At 47.2% G+C, this 15490-nt stretch carries 15 protein-coding genes and 1 pseudogene; 12 read left to right on the top strand and 4 right to left on the bottom strand.

Annotated elements, in window-relative coordinates; all coding sequences use genetic code 11:
* Positions 1–291 precede the first annotated feature (291 nt).
* From mobC to A3GG_RS0103030, 3 genes are all read right to left on the bottom strand, one after another.
* Positions 292–2295, bottom strand: a complete 2004-nt coding sequence (mobC, locus tag A3GG_RS0103020) for a conjugal transfer protein MobC (protein ID WP_018357847.1) — start codon at positions 2293–2295, stop codon at positions 292–294.
* A 313-nt stretch (positions 2296–2608) separates the two neighbouring features.
* Complete coding sequence (gene mobB, locus A3GG_RS0103025; RefSeq protein ID WP_018357848.1) at positions 2609–3892, bottom strand: conjugal transfer protein MobB; 1284 nt, start codon at positions 3890–3892, stop codon at positions 2609–2611.
* On the bottom strand, positions 3889–4302 hold the full coding sequence (locus A3GG_RS0103030; protein WP_018357849.1) for a plasmid mobilization protein: 414 nt from the start codon (positions 4300–4302) through the stop codon (positions 3889–3891). Before A3GG_RS0103030 ends, mobB begins: the two co-directional genes overlap by 4 nt.
* A 587-nt stretch (positions 4303–4889) precedes the next feature.
* Here A3GG_RS0103030 and A3GG_RS0103035 point away from each other — a divergent pair.
* From A3GG_RS0103035 to traN, 12 genes are all read left to right on the top strand, one after another.
* Entirely contained in the window at positions 4890–5681 is a 792-nt protein-coding gene (locus tag A3GG_RS0103035; protein ID WP_018357850.1) for a ParA family protein, read from the top strand.
* Entirely contained in the window at positions 5678–6211 is a 534-nt protein-coding gene (locus A3GG_RS0103040) for a DUF3408 domain-containing protein (RefSeq protein ID WP_018357851.1), read from the top strand. The genes A3GG_RS0103035 and A3GG_RS0103040 overlap by 4 nt, the downstream gene beginning before the upstream one ends.
* A complete protein-coding gene (locus tag A3GG_RS0103045) occupies positions 6208–6963 on the top strand; it encodes a hypothetical protein (protein WP_018357852.1) in 756 nt (251 codons plus the stop codon). The genes A3GG_RS0103040 and A3GG_RS0103045 overlap by 4 nt, the downstream gene beginning before the upstream one ends.
* A gap of 66 nt (positions 6964–7029) precedes the next feature.
* Positions 7030–7335 carry a DUF4134 domain-containing protein gene (locus A3GG_RS0103050; RefSeq protein WP_018357853.1) on the top strand — a complete coding sequence of 102 codons (306 nt, stop codon included), beginning with the start codon at positions 7030–7032 and terminating at the stop codon, positions 7333–7335.
* Positions 7335–7661: a DUF4133 domain-containing protein gene (locus A3GG_RS0103055; RefSeq protein ID WP_026215571.1), complete on the top strand. Its 327-nt coding sequence runs from the start codon at positions 7335–7337 to the stop codon at positions 7659–7661. The genes A3GG_RS0103050 and A3GG_RS0103055 overlap by 1 nt, the downstream gene beginning before the upstream one ends.
* On the top strand, positions 7661–10177 hold the full coding sequence (locus A3GG_RS0103060) for a TraG family conjugative transposon ATPase (protein WP_026215572.1): 2517 nt from the start codon (positions 7661–7663) through the stop codon (positions 10175–10177). The genes A3GG_RS0103055 and A3GG_RS0103060 overlap by 1 nt, the downstream gene beginning before the upstream one ends.
* 26 nt (positions 10178–10203) lie before the next feature.
* The gene (locus A3GG_RS0103065; RefSeq protein WP_004330928.1) at positions 10204–10833 is read left to right on the top strand and encodes a DUF4141 domain-containing protein; all 630 of its coding nucleotides are present in this window, start codon (positions 10204–10206) and stop codon (positions 10831–10833) included.
* A 32-nt stretch (positions 10834–10865) separates the two neighbouring features.
* Positions 10866–11903 carry a conjugative transposon protein TraJ gene (traJ, locus tag A3GG_RS0103070; RefSeq protein WP_018357856.1) on the top strand — a complete coding sequence of 346 codons (1038 nt, stop codon included), beginning with the start codon at positions 10866–10868 and terminating at the stop codon, positions 11901–11903.
* A gap of 250 nt (positions 11904–12153) precedes the next feature.
* Positions 12154–12777, top strand: coding sequence for a conjugative transposon protein TraK (traK, locus tag A3GG_RS0103075; protein ID WP_004330615.1), 624 nt, complete (start codon positions 12154–12156; stop codon positions 12775–12777).
* A gap of 4 nt (positions 12778–12781) precedes the next feature.
* Positions 12782–13069, top strand: coding sequence for a hypothetical protein (locus tag A3GG_RS0103080; RefSeq protein WP_026215573.1), 288 nt, complete (start codon positions 12782–12784; stop codon positions 13067–13069).
* Positions 13059–14303, top strand: a complete 1245-nt coding sequence (traM, locus tag A3GG_RS0103085) for a conjugative transposon protein TraM (protein ID WP_018357858.1) — start codon at positions 13059–13061, stop codon at positions 14301–14303. The genes A3GG_RS0103080 and traM overlap by 11 nt, the downstream gene beginning before the upstream one ends.
* Positions 14304–14339: 36 nt before the next feature.
* Positions 14340–15251 carry a conjugative transposon protein TraN gene (traN, locus tag A3GG_RS0103090; RefSeq protein WP_018357859.1) on the top strand — a complete coding sequence of 304 codons (912 nt, stop codon included), beginning with the start codon at positions 14340–14342 and terminating at the stop codon, positions 15249–15251.
* Here the strand turns inward: traN and A3GG_RS13695 are convergent.
* Positions 15246–15490, bottom strand: a pseudogene (locus A3GG_RS13695) (ISAs1 family transposase); the annotation flags it as partial. The gene traN and the pseudogene A3GG_RS13695 sit on opposite strands and share 6 nt — an antisense overlap.

Consider the following 15490-nt stretch of genomic DNA (forward strand, 5'->3'; position numbering starts at 1 on the left):
ATGACATACAATACAATAACATTGTTGATCTTCTGAGAAACCATGAAGAACAATTGTCATTACTTAAAGAGGGGGCAGTAAATAATAGTTATCGTGAATCGGCTGGATATATAAGGGATATTCTTGTGGCACTTCAAAAGACAAAGGATGAATTGCACTTAGAGAAAAGAAAGGTGTTTGCTCGCTATCTCACAGCATGTTGTCATATAGACAATTCTAAGGAAAACAACAAAGATTTGTATTTTGACCTTATCGCGCACATTCCAGTGTCAAGTGCAACAAGAATATTTCTTATTCTTTAATGAGGTGTTTCAGTTCTGGGTCGTTCTTAATACGTTCAGTCTCAGTACTTACGAGGGATAGCACCTCTTGCTTGACTTGGCGATAATTGGCTTCAATAGTCTCTTTGAGATTATCGGAGCCATTTTCGTTTGTGAAGTCCGCTATGATGGGGATAGGCTGGTAAGCTTTCGTTTCAGCAGAGACCTTGGCAACATCCACAACGATCTCAGCGTGGAAGATTTTCTGATCGATGCGTTCATCGAAATTGTCAGAGACAGTCCCAACGAACATACCTTGTGTAAGGTTACTAATCTTACTTGCAGGAATCAAGCTATCCATCTGCGTAGATATAGATGTGGACTTGTCATTACGGTTGATGGTCATCGACTGCCGTTGCTGTAGAACCTTACCAAAACGCTCGGAAAGCGTCTTAGCCGTTTCTCCCACGACCTGTCCGCTAAAGACATTACCCACGGTGTTCTGTATCACCTTACTCTCCTTATCCCCATAGTCGCGGGTCAGCTGCGAGAAGTCCTGAAACCCCAAGCAAACTGCCACCTTGTTACTACGAGCTGTGGCGATCAGGTTATCGAGACCACGGAAGTAGATAGTAGGTAGCTCATCTATAATCACCGAGCTCTTAAGTTGATGCTTCTTATTGATAAGCTTCACAATGCGACTATTGTAGAGTCCAAGAGCAGCCGAATAGATGTTTTGTCGGTCGGGGTTGTTCCCTACCACAAGCACTTTCGGCTCATTTGGATTGCTGATGTCTAGAGAGAAGTCATCGCCCGTCATCACCCAATATAAGGCGGGAGAAATCATTCTTGACAAAGGAATCTTCGCTGATGCTATCTGCCCCTGTAACTGATCTTGTGCACCACCCTCCCAAGCGTCCATAAAAGGCGAAAGGTAGTTCGCCAGCTCATCGTAAGAGGTGAGTATCGGGAATATCTGGGCATACGGTCGATTCAAGAATTCTATAGCATGTGGAAAGGTGCAGTACTTTCCATTCTCATAAATCTTCAGATACCAGATGATAGCTGCAAGCAAGATAATTGGAGACTCCACAAAGAAATCTCCCTGCTTCTGAATCCACGAGCGGTTCAGATTGAGCATGATGGTGTAAGCACTCTCGTAAGCATCTGATATATCCGTCATAAAGGCTGGATTGATGGGATTACAGCGGTGCGACTTACGAGGATCATCAAAGTTAATCACATAGAATTGGGGCTTCACCTCATAAGCATCAAGGTGATTTCGTAAGTGATTGTAAGCAATCTCCGATAGGTCTGGGAACTTGTAGTCATAGATGTACATTGCAAAGCCTTTCTCAATCTGCTGCTTGATGTAGTTATTCACGATAGCGAAAGACTTGCCCGAGCCAGGCGTACCCAAGACCATTGAAGCTCGAAACGGATTGACCACATTGATCCAGCCATTGTTCCATTTCTTCTTGTAGTAAAAGCGTGTCGGCAGATTGACCGAGTACTCGTTCTCCATCAGTCTCGTCTCTTGCATGAAACTCTCATTCTCTGTATTGAATACATCGTCCATAAGGTTGTTTTTCAGCAGACGACTCATCCATACGCCAGCCATTAGCAGGCAGATATACCCCACAGAGACAGTGAAGATGTAGAGCGAAGCTGCACCAACGACTCCAATCGGAAGTGCCAGCAGCCACCAATTGAGGAAGAATAGCACAAACCCAATGGCTAAGACCGTCCAAATCTTAGCCCAAGTAATCTTCTCTTCCTTTACACCACGAGTTCCTAAGCAAGAAAGAGCAAGGAACAGCACACAAAAGAGCTTCGTCCAAAGAATCGAGGAGAAGAGCCCTGCTGTTCGTTGAAAGTTCATCAGAATCTTATCAAGTACCGAGAGCGTCAAGCCCCAAGTGTGGAATGCTTCGTAGCAAAACCAGTAGCAGTTAATGAGGAGGAATAGTACAGAGATCCCTCTCATAAAGTCCATAATCTTGCCCAATGCTCTCAAATCATCTTCTTGTGCCATAATTATCTGTTGTTTAATCGTTGTCTAATCACTATTTCGTCAAAGTCAAATGCGTAGGCTTCGCTGCTTCCCCTTTTCACCGAACTATATCTTCACAGAGAAAACAGTAGATACCTACGTGACCATTTTCTATTTGCCACGGAGGGGCGATCTATTTCCTCGGAAGTTTCATTCCATTCTTCCGAAGTTTGATTTCACTCTTCCGAACTATTACTTTGTCCTTCCGTGGAGATTTCTTTTTTCCTCCGTCTCTATTTCCGATTTCCTCCGTGAAGAGTGCGATGCCCTCCTCTTTATCATGCCCTGCCTTGACCTACCTCTTCCGTCGTCTGAGATGAACCTTGCTCTGCCTGCGAAGTTTCCGTTGCCAAGCCGCCTCTTTCCAATCATCATTGCTACTACCGAGAGGAAGGTCACCGACAATATCATCTACCAGTTCATCGACAAGATTATCTCCCTCGTCCGCATCTGACTGTAACGGTTGAGCGTGTGGAACTTCTTCTTTCAATTGAGAGGAATAAGTGCCATACAATGTTTCATCCATAAATGGATTGTAGGTCGGGTTGGAGAGGTAGGTATTAAATGTATTGGCTGAGTACCCCTTGCCTAGTCGGGAGCCATTGAGTGCAATGCCATTCGCATCGTCTATGAACGTAATACCATAGATACGCCCGCTCTCATTCTTTCGGATAACCGTTCGCAAGCCTTGCTCCTCCAATCGATGTCGCAGTGCTTCCTCTGTCTGGGGAGAAGTACGCATTACTTGTAAGACTTTCTCCCTTACGGCTGGTATCAGTGGCTTGATAGCTTGCTTGGATTGTTGCATCCTATTCTGCACGGCTGTATAGCCCACACCACGACCTATCTCCGAGGCATGGATGGGTGTACTTACCTTATCGCCTTTATCATCAGTCGGTACATAGACCAGTCCATCGTACTTCTTCCCTCGAAACTCTGTCTTGACTTCTTCCACGGCAAGATTGTAGTGGGAAAGAATGGCATTGAGTTCTCCCAACGAACAGAAGCGGTAATGCTTCAGAACAGAACGAGCTATAGATGCTACCTGCTCTTTGATATTTCCTTTTGCCATATCCACTTTTGAGAGCTCTTGTAGCGATTTATCTGTAATCTCTGTGCTGGGAATTAGATGGTACTTCTTCTCCAGCGCATCCGTAATTTTCTTGCTTCGTCTGCCTTCAAACTTGTCATTGATCTTTCGACCATCACCGTCTACCCTTAGCGATACGATGTGTATATGCTCACGGGCGATATCATTGTGCTTGAACACAATGTAGGGTTGCTTGCCATAGCCCAGAGCCTCCATATACTCCTTAGCTATCTGCGAGAGCGTTTCATCGGATAGCTTCTCGTCTGGATGCGGATTGAGCGAGCAATGGAAGACCGTTTTCTTTGTTCGACACTTTTCGGGTATCAATGCTTGCATATCTGCAAGGACCTCCGACATCGTATATTCGCCCGCTCTATTTTGGTACAAGCCATGTGCCAGCAGAAGTGTCGCTTCCTTCTTATTCACCTTCTTGAAGTTGTAGCCGAGTGCACCTCCGAGGTTCTCCGTTGCTGAAATCTTGGCAATCATTGCTTGCGGTAATCAATGGTCAGAGAGATAGCCTGCTCCTGCAAAGTAATGATCTTAGCTGACAGTTGCTCCAGCTTCTCAAGCAGTATCTGAGCAGTCTTCACGCTATGATAACTGTTGATGGCTCGTACAGCTTGGTTATACAGCACGCCTATCTTATGGATCTGGGCAGTTAACTCGGAAAGCTTACGATAGTACTCCACGGCAGACTTATCTACCGTTATCACCTTGAAATGCTCTCCCAATATCCTTGCCCGCACGAAGTCGGACTTCGTTTCCGCCCCTGATTTATGGAACAAATCAATCGCTCGTTGCTGGTCTTTCGGGTCAGGCAAGCGTACATGCCAGTTGTCCCAGCGAGGTTTTTCTGCCGCTTTTCGTTCAGAACGATGCTCCTCTTTCTTATCCATATCTATTTGTTTTCTAATTACGACTTTGGAGTAATTCTTCTCCCCTTCGGGGCAAGGGTCTTTGTGGTACAAAATGCGGTTTGTGTTACAAAGACACACCTTGCCAATATCAAGAAGTGTTACGATGAAGTATCCACCCCTCGGGGGTGTCTACTTCGGGGAGAAAAGCTCCACGATTTCTATCTGCCTGCAAAGTTACAGCGACCTTGTAACTAATTCACTATAAACGACATTCCTATGATTTCACTCCTTTTCCTCATACTTCACTAGAGGTTGAGACTTAGGTTAAGAGCTAGTTATTTTGCAACCAAACTCAGTCATGAGTTAAGTCAATTTTGAGTTAAGTCAAAACCTAACTCTTGAGCTAAGTCAATCTTGAGTTAAGTCAAAACCCAACTCTTGAGCTAAGTCAATTTTGAGCTGAGTCAAGACCTAACTCTTGAGTTGAGTCAATTTTGAGCTAAGTCAAAACCTAACTCTTGAGCTAAGTCAATTTTGAGTTGAGTCAAGACCTAACTCTTGAGTTAGATTTAGAGTGAAACAATCGCCCCATAGGCTTATAACATAAGTAGTAACCAAAGAACGATATGGACAGACCAAACAACCGCCCGCTCTACTTAGGCTTCGCCTCACAAAAAGGAGGAGTCGGTAAGAGTACGCTAGCCGAAGTGCTAGCATCTATTTTATACTACGAGAAGGACATCCCTCTTGTTGTAGTGGACTGCGATGGTACGCAGGAGTCATTTTTCAAGCTCAGAGAGCGTGACAGAGATCTTATTGGAACCTCTCCAGATATAGGGAAGGCACTCCACGAGCGACTTGCCCAATATGGGAAGAAGTCTTACCAGATTATCCGAAGCAATCTAGAGCAGGCGATAAGCAATACAGAGCAATACTTGAGTAAAGCACCGACAGCTCCCCAACTCGTCATATTCGACTTCCCAGGTCATGTAGCTACCAGTGCTATGATGGAGCTATCCATTATGATGGACTATATCATCTCCCCCATAGAGGCAGACCCGCAATCGTTGGCATCAAGCTTTGCTTATGCCAAGACGATCCAAGAGCTAGGTGTAGGCTTTGCAGAGTCTCAAATCCAAGATCTCTTTTTGCTTTGGAACAAAGTAAATCGCAGTGCCAGCACTATGGTCATCGAACTGTTCAGCCAGCATGCGCAAGAGCAGGGCTTGAAGATCCTAGACACTCGTATCTACCATTCTGTTCGCTTCAGTCGTGAGCTAGCTCAAGGGGGTGTCAAGGGAGTCTTTCGTTGCTCTTACCTACCTCCAGCTACCACGCTACGCCCTCAGACGGGTGTGGATGAATGGGTGGAAGAGGTGATGCAGAAGCTAGGACTACAAAAAGGTAGAAGCGTATGAGCTCACTTAAAGAACAGCGAGAGCGACTGCTCCAAGCGAAGATGAGAGAGATGGCGAATATAGGGGTCACCAAGCGTACCGCTGAGAATATCCCAGACTTTGATGAGCCGATAGATTTGGATGAAGAACCAACGCTTGAAGAAGAGTGTAATGCCGTCTCAGAGACTGAGGAGACAACAGCCTCAACTCCGACCACCTCTCCTCAGGCATCTCAGCGTCACAGCTCTAAAAGAAAGCTTTCGGACAAGGGGGAGAAGAAGTCTACTCCTAGGAGTTGCTCATCGACACTAGAGTTTGCAGCGTACGAAGAGCGTTTTCTGACATCTGTACGAGACGGACGCAACAAGTCTGGCTTCAGCATTCATACAGAAGTGCTACAGCTACTTCGAAATGTGGTGAGTGACCTCCGTGTAGAGACCTCCATCACAAGCTATATTGAGAACATCATACTGGATCACTTGAAAACGCACCAGGAGCTATTGAACCAAATCGCCTCTCAGCGGAGACGAGATAAGACTATTGACCTATGATTGAAGAGACATTGAGATGCTTACTGCTCTTATTAGGGATTGTGTGGGTGATCTTTGGCATCACATATTGGCGGAGACTCTTGAACAGCTCTAAGCAAGACCCTACAAGAAAGGCTACAGCCAAGAAAGAGAAGACGGAAAAAGCAGACTCCAATCAAGAGCGTAAGGAACCAGTGAGAGACAAACTGGTCGGCAAAAGCAAGCCTTTTGTTTCCTCATCTTTCCCTATGGTTCCTAAGAGTTCCTCATCTGAAAAAGCGGACGATAATCCCGCTACATTTGCAGAGTTAGATAGTGATAAGTCAACGCAAAGAGATGACGCTACAGATCCTTTAGAAGCGGAAAGCGAAACTATCCCTGAGGCAGAAAACGAGATACAAGTTGCCTACACGATGGAGGATCTAGATGAGGAGAGCATCCTGCGGGAAGAGTTACAGATTGCCAGCGAGGCGATGCCCGAACTCTCTCCGACCGCCATCCTAGCAAGAGATTTATCTCGTATTAGCCAATGGAGTAAGCAAGAGGATTCACTGACTAATGAAAATGAAGAGGAGGTGTGCCAGACGCTCCGCACCTTGCGAGGAACGGAGCTTATGGATCGGCTCAAAGAGTATACGCTACAAGTGGAGGAAGCTCACCGCAATCTCTTTGCAGCCCTGCGGAAAGCTGAAGAGCTAGAAGAGGAACCCGCACCTTCCCTAGTAGAGACAGAAGCGGGAGAAGAAGACAAACCGCTCTCTTACTACTTGTAACCCAACAATAGAACAGCAAGATTATTCTTTAACAACTTGATATAACGACAGACAATGAACAGACGAATGATTAGCAAGGAACGCCTAGCGATGCTTGCCCTGACCATGATGATGACAGGTGCGACAGCCTTTGCCCAAGGCAATGGTATGGCGGGCATCAACGAAGCGACCAAGATGGTCACTTCCTATTTTGACCCAGCCACCAAGCTCATCTATGCCATTGGGGCAGTGGTGGGCTTGATAGGCGGTGTCAAGGTGTACAATAAGTTTAGCTCAGGAGACCCCGATACGAGCAAGACAGCTGCAAGCTGGTTTGGAGCTTGTATCTTCCTCATCGTAGCTGCTACCATCCTGCGTAGCTTCTTCCTCTAATGGCTAGTTGGGAAGTAAATAAAGGAGTCGGTCGGACGGTGGAGTTCAAGGGCTTGAAGGCTCACTACCTCTTCCTGTTTGCAGGAGGGTTACTGGGCATCTTCATCCTTGTAGTGGTTCTCTATCTCTGTGGCATCAATCAGATCATCTGCTTGGGCATAGGCGTAGTGGGTGCCACCGTTGTGGTGTGGCAAACGTTCGCCATGAATCGCAAGTATGGTCAATATGGATTGATGAAGCGAGGAGCTATAAGAAGACATCCGAGGTATCTCTTGAAGCGCCGTTCGGTCTATCAGCTTTTTCACCAACTCAATAGCTCTAGATGATGAGAAACAGAAGCAAGATAACTACCTTAGAGTCAAAGTTCCCCTTGCTGAGTGTAGAGCATGGGTGCATTGTCAGTAAAGATGCTGATGTGACGGTTGCTTTTCGAGTGGAGCTACCCGAGCTTTTTACAGTCACATCTGCAGAGTATGAGACGATGCACTCTACTTGGCATAAAGCCATCAAGGTGCTACCCAACTTCACGATCGTTCACAAGCAAGATTGGTTCATCAAGGAGTGCTACCATACGACTTGCAAGCGTGGTCAAGAAAAGCCTTTGAGCTTTCTCGCTCGTGCCTCTGAGAGACACTTCAATGAGCGACCCTATCTAAACCATACCGTCTACCTCTTTATCACGAAGAGCAATAGACAGCGTATGGCACAGCAGAGTAACTTCTCAACGCTTTGTAGAGGTCATCTACTCCCTAAAGAGATTACCAACGAAGAGGAGATGGTGAAGTTTATGGAGTCGGTGGATCAGTTCGAACGCATCATCAATGAATCCGAATTGATAAAGCTGGCTCGAATGAGCGAGGCTGAGCTGGTCGGCTCTAGGGAGCAAGCTGCTCTATTAGATCGCTACTTCTCTCTATCAGATAGCAGACACGGCACATTGGAGGATATACGTTTAGGGGCAGACCTTGTACGTGTGGGAGACAATATGCTGTGCCTGCATACGCTCTCTGATACGGATGATCTACCCACTACTGTCAGTACCGATGGTCGCTATGAGCGATTATCAACAGACCGCTCAGACTGCCGCCTCTCCTTTGCCTCTCCAGTGGGGCTGATGCTCCCCTGCAACCATATCTACAATCAATACCTCTTCATTGAAGATAGCGAGGCTAACTTACAGCGCTTTGAGAAGCAGGCTAGAAATATGCACTCTCTAGCACGCTACAGCCGTAGTAATCAAATCAACGAAGAGTGGATACAGGAGTATCTCAACACAGCACACTCTCAGGGACTCACCTCCATTAGAGCTCACTTTAATGTCTTGGCATGGAGTGACGATGAAGAGGAGCTACGACAAGTCAAGAATGATGTGGGTTCTGCACTTGCCTTGATGGAGTGCCGTCCTAGGCATAACACCATCGATACAGCGACCCTCTACTGGGCAGCTATCCCGGGTAATGCAGGTGACTTTCCCGCAGAAGAGTCTTTCTACACCTTCATTGAGCCAGCTCTCTGTTTCTTCACGGCAGAGACCAACTACAAGGACTCACTCTCACCCTTTGGGATTAAGATGGCAGACAGATTATCAGGTAAGCCGATACATCTCGACATATCTGATCTGCCGATGAAGCAAGGAATCATTACCAACCGCAACAAGTTTATCTTGGGACCTTCGGGCAGTGGTAAGAGTTTCTTTACGAACCATATGGTACGACAATATTACGAGCAGGGGGCACATGTCCTCTTGGTCGATACTGGTAACTCGTATCAAGGGTTGTGCGAACTAATCCATCGTAAGACAAAGGGGGAGGATGGAGTCTACTTCACCTACACCCATGACCATCCTATCTCCTTCAATCCTTTTTATACGGATGACAAGTTCTTTGATGTAGAGAAGCGTGAGAGTATCTGCACCCTACTGATGACGCTTTGGAAGAGTGCTGATGAGCGGGTCACCAAGACTGAAGCTGGAGAGCTGGGCTCTGCTGTCAATGCCTATATCGAACTCATCTGCTCAGATGCCAGTATCGTCCCGAACTTCAATAGCTTCTACGAATATCTTAGAGATGTCTATCGTAAGGATATGGAGCAACGAGATATCAAGGTGACGCTCTCAGACTTCAATATCAATAACCTTCTGACTACGCTCAAGCAGTACTACAAAGGTGGTCGTTACGACTTCCTACTGAACTCGGATAAGAACATAGACCTGCTCTCTAAACGGTTTATCGTCTTCGAGATCGACCAAGTGAAGGACAATAAAGACCTCTTCCCCGTGGTGACCATTATCATCATGGAAGCCTTTATCAATAAGATGCGCCGACTGAAAGGTATCCGCAAGATGATCCTCATCGAGGAGGCTTGGAAGGCGATCGCTTCGGAGAATATGGCGGACTACATTAAGTATCTCTACAAGACGGTCAGAAAGTATTTCGGAGAGGCTATTGTGGTGACGCAGGAGGTAGACGATATCATCTCTTCACCCGTAGTGAAGGAGAGTATCATCAACAACTCTGACTGCAAGATCCTACTAGATCAGCGTAAGTACATGACCAAGTTTGATGGTATCCAATCGATGCTGGGTCTCTCCGAAAAGGAGAAGAGCCAAATCCTCTCAATCAATCAGAACAACGATCCTCACCGACTCTACAAAGAGGTGTGGGTCGGGCTGGGAGGTATGCAGAGTGCCGTCTATGCTACAGAGGTGAGTATGGAGGAGTATCTCACCTATACGACAGAGGAGCGAGAGAAGCTGGAGGTGATGCAGCGTGCGGAGCAGCTGGGAGGTGACATTGAGTCAGCCATCCGACAACTCGCCATAGAGAAAAGAGATAAGCAATAATAGTAACAATCAAATACCTAGTGACAATGAAAAAGTATCTGCTGATGGCTCTCTTTGCAATGAGCCTATTTATCCCTCAAGCTCACGCTCAGTGGGTGGTGACCGACCCTGGGAACTTTGCTGGCAACATAGCTAACTCCATTAAGGAGATTGCTACCGCCTCGAAGACGGTCAAAAACACGCTAAGTGGTTTTAAGGAGGTGGAGAAACTGTACAACGACACCAAGAAGTACTACGATGCGCTCAAGCAGGTGAACAACCTTATAGGCGATGCCTACAAGGTGAAGGAGTGCATCCTAATGGTGGGAGACATATCAGAGATCTATGTAACCTCCTACAAGAAGATGCTAGCGGACCCTAACTTCCGCCCCACAGAGCTAGCAGCTATGGCTGCTGGCTATGCCAAGCTTTTGGAACTGAGTGGGGAGAGTCTCAAGGAGCTCAAGTCTGTAGCTAAGAGCAAGGTGTTCTCGATGAATGATAGCGAGCGTATGCAGATGATAGACCGCATCTATACGACACTACGTGAGTATCGATCGATTGTTTCTTACTACACCCGAAAGAATATCTCCGTGAGCTATGTACGTGCTCACGAGAAGAATGATCTAGCATCGGTCAAAGCGCTTTATGGAAATCCAGAGAGCCGATATTGGTAAGACTGACTACGTAAAAATAGCCGTTAGGATCTATGGACTTTGCATCACTACATGAATTACTCCGCTCCACCTATCAGGAGATGATGCCTCTCTGTGGAGAGATGACGGGCATTGCCAAGGGAATTGCGGGATTAGGAGCGCTCTTCTATGTAGCCGTCAGGGTGTGGTCTTCGTTGTCTCGTGCCGAGCCGATTGACCTTTTCCCCTTACTGCGACCTTTTGTGCTGGGCTTCTGTATTATGTTTTTCCCAACGATTGTGCTGGGTACGATGAATACGATTCTCTCTCCTGTGGTACAAGGTACAGAGCGAATGGTCAATAAGCAGACGGTACAACTAGACAAGTTGGTTGCTAAGCGAGACAAACTACAAGAGGCTGCTTATCTCCGTAACCCCGAGACGGCTTACTTGGTTTCCAATGAAGCTTTTGACCAAAAGATAGAGGAGATGGGGATCATCGGCCCGAGCGATGCGGTGACCATCGCTGGAATGTATGCCGAGCGTGCTGCTTACAAAACAAAGCAATGGCTGATGAAGCAACTCCATGACCTCATAGAGTTGCTATACCATGCAGCTGCTCTGATTATTGATACGCTCCGTACCTTCTTTCTTATCGTGCTGAGCATACTGGGACCAATCGTCTTTGGTATTGCGGTTTGGGATGGCTTGTCGGGGTCGCTTACGGCTTGGTTCTCACGCTACATATCGGTCTATCTGTGGTTACCCGTGAGCTCTGTCCTCTCGGCTCTCCTCACAAAGATACAGGTGTTGATGGTGCAGAAGGATATTGCAGCATTGAGTGACCCCAACTATCTGCCTGATTCGGGTAGCTGGTACTACATTGTCTTCTTCTTGATCGGTATCGTGGGGTACTTCTGTGTTCCTACGGTAGCGGGCTGGATTATAGAGGCTGGTGGTGGTATCGGGGCATACGGACGCAATGTCAATCAGACGGCGCAACGAGGTGCCCAGGGTGCCTATACGGGAGGTAAGGCGGTCGCTGGTGCCACTGGGTCAATGGCTGGCAACGTAGGCGGACGTATCAAAGGGGTTCTTATCAAGGGGAAATAGCCTCCCTTCAGCCAAAGGGTGGCTATGACACGCTTGATGAGGATGCGATGACCACGTGACGGTCGTATGACGGTCAGGTGGGTAGGATTACTCCTCCTATGTGTGTCAATGTAGCAACTGGGTAAGGTGATCGTAGTGCCTGCCGTGTGGCACTAGAGTTTCACCCGTATGGCACTACAGTGCCAAGGCGCATTGGCACTAGACTACCCCTCAGAAGTTTTTAGATATAAGACAATTAGAATAATGGAATATGGAATTCAAATCACTCACAAACATAGAGACCTCTTTCAAGCAGATTAGGCTCTACGCTATCATCTTTGCGATAGTCTGTATAGCGGTCAGTAGCTATGCGGTCTATGCTTCGTACAGCTTTGCTAAGAAGCAGCGTGAGAAGGTGTACGTACTAGACCAAGGGAAGTCTCTGATGCTGGCTCTGAGCCAAGACGCTTCGATGAACCGCCCGGTGGAGGCTCGAGAGCATGTAAGACGCTTTCACGAGCTTTTCTTCACGATTGCACCCGACAAGGATGCTATCGAGAAGAATATGGAGCGTGCTTTCCAACTATGCGACAAGTCCGCTTTTAACTACTACAAGGATCTAGCGGAGAAGGGGTACTATAATCGAGCTATCTCGGGCAATGTCAACCAACGTATAGAGATTGACTCCATACGGTGTGACTTTGACTCATACCCCTATGAAGTAACCACCTTTGCTCGGCAGTTTATTATCCGACAGAGCAATGTCACGGAGCGGAGCTTGGTGACTAGTTGCTCGCTACAAAACTCAGTTCGCTCGGACAACAATCCGCAAGGGTTTCTGATGGAGCACTTCCTCGTACGAGAGAATCGTGACATCCAAACTTACAAGCGATAAGAATATGAAGCGGAGAAGTAGACCTACCCTCAGAAGAAGCTATTTGAGGGGGCAGGTACGGCTAAGAGAGCGATGCAATATGCTAACGAACAGACAGCGACAGATTATTGTCTACGGACTGAGTTTCGTCTACCTAGTCTGCTCAATCTGGATGGTGGCACAGTTCTTCCTCCCGCACCGAGAGGAGATGCCACCTATCCCTATGGGAGAGCTGGTGGACAGCCCGATACAGAGGGATACAACCTACATCAAAAGAATGGAACATTTAGTGATTAGTAACTATGGAGCATAAACAGAAAGAACAATTGAAGAAGGTGTTAGTCTTCGCAGGGCTAGGGATTATCTTTGCCCTTGCTATGTGGTTTATATTTGCACCCGCCACTAAGGAGCAAACGGACGCTGGTGAGGGGTTGAATGACAACATACCACAAGCTACGACCGAAAAGCTAACGGAGAATAAACTCAAAGCCTATGAACTAGTTGACCATACCACTCAAGAGGAGCAAGCTCGTGAGGAGGTGGGGAGACTGTCGGAGTACTTTCAGCAGGAGGGAAGCTCGTCTGAGAGCGACCCGCAGGAGGCGGTCGTTGGGAATAAGATTGAGTCTTCGATGCAACGATACGAGGAGAACAACCGTCTGCTAGCGGACTTCTACGGCTCTGACCCTTATGAGGAGGAGCGAGAAGCTATGCAACAGGAGATTGATGACCTTAGACGTGAACTGCACGAGCTTAGCCAACAAGACGATGACGAGGAAGCTAAGCAACTAGCTCTTATGGAGAAGAGCTACCAAATGGCGGCTAAGTACTTGCCCGCAGCTGGTGCCTCTCCTGCCCATGGTGCTATGCCTATGAGTGATCAGCAGGTTGTATCTCCGCCTAGTGGAGGAGCTACCAAGGAAGAGGCTCCGATGGAGCTATTAGCTGACCACAAGCCGTTGGTCTCAGCACTGGACCAGCCAATGAGTGACGAGGAGTTTATGGAGATGTACGGAGCTAAGGAGCGGAATATGAGCTTTCACTCGCTCTCTAATAGCTCCGCACACTCTGGCGAGCGCAATACCCTTTGCGTAGTGGTGGACAAAACAACGACTCTTAAAGAGGGTGACTACGTTGCTCTTCGCCTACTGGAGACGGCTCGGGTGCAGCAAACTTCAATCCCGAAGCATAGTCTCTTAATGGCACAAGCTAAGATAGATGGCAACCGAATGCATCTGCTGATTAAGAGCATAGAGGTGAATGGTCGCATTCTGCCGGTCAAACTATCTGCCTATGATACAGACGGACAGATGGGAGTCTATATTCCTGGCTCTGAAGAGGTGTCGGCGCTCAAGGAGATGGGGGCAAATGTCGGGGGATCGATGGGAACCTCTTTCACCTTTTCCTCATCGGCTAAAGACCAAATCATCTCCGAGGTGACTAGAGGGGTGATGCAGGGAGCTGGACAACTACTACAGAAGAAGCTCCGCACGATTAAGGTGACGCTCAAAGGAGGATATAGACTATTCCTTGTACAGACGAAGTAAGCTTTTAGAACTCTAACAATAACAACTGATATACTTATGAAGAAATGGATTTTATCTATCGTAGCTTGTGCTACGATAACGCTCCCTGCTATGGCACAACAAGTGGAGGGAAACAATCAACTACTGAGTAGCGGAGACCTTTACCAAGGGATGAGCCGATCGATACCGAATGGACGGGTCGTATTGCCCTACGGGCTGGAGGTCACGTTTGAAAAGACGGTGCATCTCATCTTTCCTGCAGCTATACGCTATGTAGACCTCGGGTCGCAAAATATTATTGCTGGGAAAGCTGACGATGCGGAGAATGTGCTGCGTGTAAAGGCTGCCGTCCGAGAGTTTGAGACGGAGACCAATATGAGCGTCATCTGTGAGGATGGCTCATTCTACGCATTCAATGTGAAGTATGCGGATGAACCAGAGAAGCTCAGCATGGAGATGAAGGACTTTCTATCCCCTACGGAGGGAAGACTGCCGAGCAATCGTGCTGACATCTACTTCAAAGAGCTGGGAAGTGAGTCGCCCATATTGGTTAAGCTGATTATGAAGAGCATCTACCAAAATGATAAGCGAACCATCAAGCATGTCGGGGCGAAGCAATTCGGGATGCGCTTCCTACTACGTGGATTATATGCCCACAATGGGTTGCTTTACTTCCACGTCCGTATGGATAATGAGTCTAATATGCCGTATGCGGTGGACTTCATCACGTTCAAGGTGGTGGACAAGAAGGTGGCGAAGCATACAGCTATACAGGAGCGAATACTACAACCACTACGTGCCTTTCATCAGGTGATGTGGATTGGGGCGGGACGCTCTGAGAGAATAGTCTTTGCCTTGGAGCAGTTCACACTATCGGAGGATAAGCAGCTGGAAGTGACGCTTTATGAGCGAAACGGCAGTCGCACGCTCACTTTCTATGTCAGGGCAATCGCATTTGAATTATCATAGATAGTTGTATTCGAGTATCTGAGAAGGTTTCATAGTTGCGTTCCTCTTTCTTAGGTTTTTCATTGGAATTTTTGTTTTCTCTTTTTGCTTTTCGAGGAAGAAGAGAGCTATCTTGTTGATTATATTCCAGTTCTTCGCTTCGTTGTCCTTTCTCTTTAACGATTGGTCTTCACCGAGAATAACATCAAGACAATAGTGTAAGTTATTCTCTACCGCCCAATGATCTCTAATGAGAGAAA

The sequence above is a fragment of the Porphyromonas levii DSM 23370 genome (assembly GCF_000379925.1).
GTDB classification, from domain to species: Bacteria; Bacteroidota; Bacteroidia; order Bacteroidales; family Porphyromonadaceae; genus Porphyromonas_A; species Porphyromonas_A levii.

Coding starts and splice junctions, on each gene's coding strand:
- mobC (WP_018357847.1), bottom strand. CDS start 2,295: ATGGCACAAGAAGATGATTTGAGAGCATTGGGCAAGATTATGGACTTT.
- mobB (WP_018357848.1), bottom strand. CDS start 3,892: ATGATTGCCAAGATTTCAGCAACGGAGAACCTCGGAGGTGCACTCGGC.
- A3GG_RS0103030 (WP_018357849.1), bottom strand. CDS start 4,302: ATGGATAAGAAAGAGGAGCATCGTTCTGAACGAAAAGCGGCAGAAAAA.
- A3GG_RS0103035 (WP_018357850.1), top strand. CDS start 4,890: ATGGACAGACCAAACAACCGCCCGCTCTACTTAGGCTTCGCCTCACAA.
- A3GG_RS0103040 (WP_018357851.1), top strand. CDS start 5,678: ATGAGCTCACTTAAAGAACAGCGAGAGCGACTGCTCCAAGCGAAGATG.
- A3GG_RS0103045 (WP_018357852.1), top strand. CDS start 6,208: ATGATTGAAGAGACATTGAGATGCTTACTGCTCTTATTAGGGATTGTG.
- A3GG_RS0103050 (WP_018357853.1), top strand. CDS start 7,030: ATGATTAGCAAGGAACGCCTAGCGATGCTTGCCCTGACCATGATGATG.
- A3GG_RS0103055 (WP_026215571.1), top strand. CDS start 7,335: ATGGCTAGTTGGGAAGTAAATAAAGGAGTCGGTCGGACGGTGGAGTTC.
- A3GG_RS0103060 (WP_026215572.1), top strand. CDS start 7,661: ATGAGAAACAGAAGCAAGATAACTACCTTAGAGTCAAAGTTCCCCTTG.
- A3GG_RS0103065 (WP_004330928.1), top strand. CDS start 10,204: ATGAAAAAGTATCTGCTGATGGCTCTCTTTGCAATGAGCCTATTTATC.
- traJ (WP_018357856.1), top strand. CDS start 10,866: ATGGACTTTGCATCACTACATGAATTACTCCGCTCCACCTATCAGGAG.
- traK (WP_004330615.1), top strand. CDS start 12,154: ATGGAATTCAAATCACTCACAAACATAGAGACCTCTTTCAAGCAGATT.
- A3GG_RS0103080 (WP_026215573.1), top strand. CDS start 12,782: ATGAAGCGGAGAAGTAGACCTACCCTCAGAAGAAGCTATTTGAGGGGG.
- traM (WP_018357858.1), top strand. CDS start 13,059: ATGGAGCATAAACAGAAAGAACAATTGAAGAAGGTGTTAGTCTTCGCA.
- traN (WP_018357859.1), top strand. CDS start 14,340: ATGAAGAAATGGATTTTATCTATCGTAGCTTGTGCTACGATAACGCTC.